Source organism: Micromonospora sp. 4G55 (assembly GCF_016803375.1).
This window is the reverse complement of the sequence record NZ_JAEVHN010000786.1, coordinates 1-2,596: the sequence shown is the minus strand read 5'-3', so window position 1 is coordinate 2,596 and position 2,596 is coordinate 1. Positions and strand designations below refer to the sequence as shown.

The window sequence follows — 2,596 nt, the reverse complement described above, 5'->3', positions numbered from 1 at the left end:
CGGCCACGTCGGCCGGCAGCGTCGCCTCGACCGGCCCGAGCCGAGCCGGCAGGTCGGGCCCACCGCCGGCGAGCACCAGGACGGTCAGCCGCCGCCCGCGCAGCCGGTCGGAGAACTCGGCCACCACCCGCAGCGCCGCCTCGGCGGCGTCCGGATCGGCGTACGACAGGGCGAGGGTGGCCCGCCGGGAACGGTGCAGCGCCGCCGGCAACCAGTGGTCGAGCTGCCGGACGAGCAGTTCACGCAGGACGGTGTCGGTGGCCATCGTTGTACCGTACGGCGGCCTCAGGCCGGGATGGAGATGCCCACCCCGCCCCGGGTCTGGCCGCCGTAGCGCCGCCGCTCCCGGTCGAGGTCCAGCCGGCCGATCCGCTTGCGCGCCGTCAGCGCCTCGTCGTCGAGCAGGTCGGCCGGGACGATCCAGACGATCTCGAACTCCAGGCCGTCCGGGTCCTGCCCGTAGAGGCTCTTGGTGGTGCCGTGGTCGGAGGTGCCGACCAGCGCGCCCGCGGCGGCCAGCCGCTCGGCGGTGGCGGCCAGCTCGTCGAGGGTGTCCAGCTCCCAGGCCAGGTGGTAGAGGCCGACGGTGGCACGCCCGGCCTGCGAGCGGCCGGCCGCCGCGCCGATCTCGAACAGGCCGAGGTCGTGGTCGTTGGTGGAGTCGGGCGCCTGGAGGAACGCGGCGCCACGGAACCCGTCCGGGGTCATCGCCACCGGCCGGAAGCCCAGCACGTCGCGGTAGAAGGCGACGCTGCGGTCGAGGTTGCTGACGTAGAGGACGGCGTGGTTGAGGCGATGGATTCCCATGCACTCGACGCTAGCGCGGTTTTGTTGAGCGTTCAACCATTGCCGCTATGATGGACGCCATGACCCGGTGGCTGGACCCCGACGAGCAGCGCACCTGGCGGGCCTTCCTGACCGCCTCCCGGGCGCTGATGGACACCCTCGACCGCGAGCTGCAACGCGACGCGGGGATGCCGCACGCCTACTACGAGATCCTGGTCCGGCTCTCCGAGGCCCCCGGGCGGCAACTGCGGATGAGCGAGCTGGCCGACGTGACCGGCTCCTCGCGCAGCCGGCTCTCGCACGCCGCCGCGCGGCTGGAGGCCGCCGGGTGGCTCCGCCGCGAGGACTGCCCGACCGACCGGCGCGGCCAGGTCGCCGTCCTCACCGACGACGGCTTCGCGGCGCTCGCCGCCGCCGCACCCGGCCACGTCGACGGGGTACGCCGGCACCTCTTCGACGCGCTCAGCCCGGCCCAGGTCGACCAGTTGCGCCGGATCAGCGAGACGCTGGTCGCCCACCTGACCGGTTGACGACTCGGATCACGTCGGGTCTTGTACAACCCGTGGCCGGACGAGCACGATGGGGCGTGCCCTCCGGCTTCGGTGAACTGACCCTCCAGGCGCACCACCTGGTGTCCGCCGGCGACCTGGCCGGCGCGCAGCGACTGCTCGCCGACGCGCTGACCGACGCCGACCCCCGGCCCGACCACGCCTCCCCCGAGCTGGCCGACGCCGCCGGGCTCCAGGCGCGGGTGCTGGTCGCGCTCGGCGAGCCGCACTCCGCGCGCGGCTGGGCGGCCTTCGCGTACGCGGCCGCCACCCGGCTCTACGGGCGCTCGGACGAGCGGACGATCTCGGCGGGAGCGACGCTGGCCGCCGTGCTGCACCGGGTCGGCAGCGACGCCCGCGCGGCGCGGCTCTACTCCGAGGTGATCCTCGAGCTGACCGCCCACGACGGGCCGGAGTCGCTGCGGGTGCTCGCCGCGCACGCCGACCTGGCCACCGTGGAGTACGCCCGGGGCCAGTGCGCGCAGGCCCGGGAACGCCTCCAGGACGCCTGGGAGCTGCACCGCGAGGTCTACGGCGACGGCAACCCCAGCGGCATCAAGATGCTGGCCCGGCTCGGCGCGATGCAGCGCGACTGCGGCCGGTTCACCGAGGCGCACGACAACCTGGCGCTCGCCCGCGAACTGGCCCGGCAGCACCTGCCCGCCGACGACCCACTGGCCCGGCAGGTCGCGGCCCTGGCCCGGGCGGCCGCCGACCCGGACCACGTCTGCGACGACGAGCCGCCCCCGGAGCGGGACACCCCGGTGGTGCCGGCCGCCCGCACCGCCCCGGCCGACGAGGGGCCGCCCGAGCCGCCCGCCTGGCCGGTGGGGCCGGCGGCGACCGACCAGGCGTACCCGCCGACGGTGCCCGGCCAGCGGCTGCCCACCGAGGACGCCGACGCCCCGGAGGCCGACGACCCGTACGCCGACTGGTGGCCGCCGGATCCGGTCGCCGAGCCGGAGCCGGCCGCCCACGAGCCGGTCCCCCCGTCCGTGGTCGGGCTGGCCAACGGGTACGCCGAGGAGGCCGACGGGGTGCACCGGGTGGGTCAGCGCCACCCGGAGGAGTCCCGGCTGCTGCCGGTGGTGGTGCCCCGGCACCACGCGCCCCCGCCGCGCCGCAACCGGGCGACCCCGGCCATGGTGGCCGGGCTGACCGTGGTGGTGCTGGGCACCGTCGCGGTGGTCGCCGGGGTGTCCCAGGTCGACGGCGGTGGCGACGATCCGCCGGCGCCCGCCGCCGCGCCGACCGGCTCGCCG

General features: G+C 76.4%; 3 protein-coding genes and 1 pseudogene. 2 read left to right on the top strand and 2 right to left on the bottom strand.

Annotated elements, in window-relative coordinates; genetic code table 11:
- Together JNW89_RS34170 and JNW89_RS34165 are read right to left on the bottom strand one after the other, a co-directional pair.
- Nucleotides 1-265 (bottom strand): annotated as a pseudogene (locus JNW89_RS34170) (hypothetical protein); the annotation flags it as partial.
- A 20-nt stretch (nt 266-285) separates the two neighbouring features.
- On the bottom strand, nt 286-807 hold the full coding sequence (locus JNW89_RS34165; protein ID WP_238452177.1) for a VOC family protein: 522 nt from the start codon (nt 805-807) through the stop codon (nt 286-288).
- A 50-nt stretch (nt 808-857) separates the two neighbouring features.
- Between JNW89_RS34165 and JNW89_RS34160 the strand changes: the two genes are divergently transcribed.
- Complete coding sequence (locus JNW89_RS34160) at nt 858-1,316, top strand: MarR family winged helix-turn-helix transcriptional regulator (protein ID WP_238452178.1); 459 nt, start codon at nt 858-860, stop codon at nt 1,314-1,316.
- A gap of 56 nt (nt 1,317-1,372) precedes the next feature.
- Nucleotides 1,373-2,596 (top strand): tetratricopeptide repeat protein (locus tag JNW89_RS34155; protein ID WP_238452176.1); only part of this gene is annotated, 1,224 nt, incomplete at its 3' end.

Excerpts from the sequence above, each read along its gene's own strand:
- JNW89_RS34165 (WP_238452177.1), bottom strand. The coding sequence starts at position 807 with ATGGGAATCCATCGCCTCAACCACGCCGTCCTCTACGTCAGCAACCTC.
- JNW89_RS34160 (WP_238452178.1), top strand. The coding sequence starts at position 858 with ATGGACGCCATGACCCGGTGGCTGGACCCCGACGAGCAGCGCACCTGG.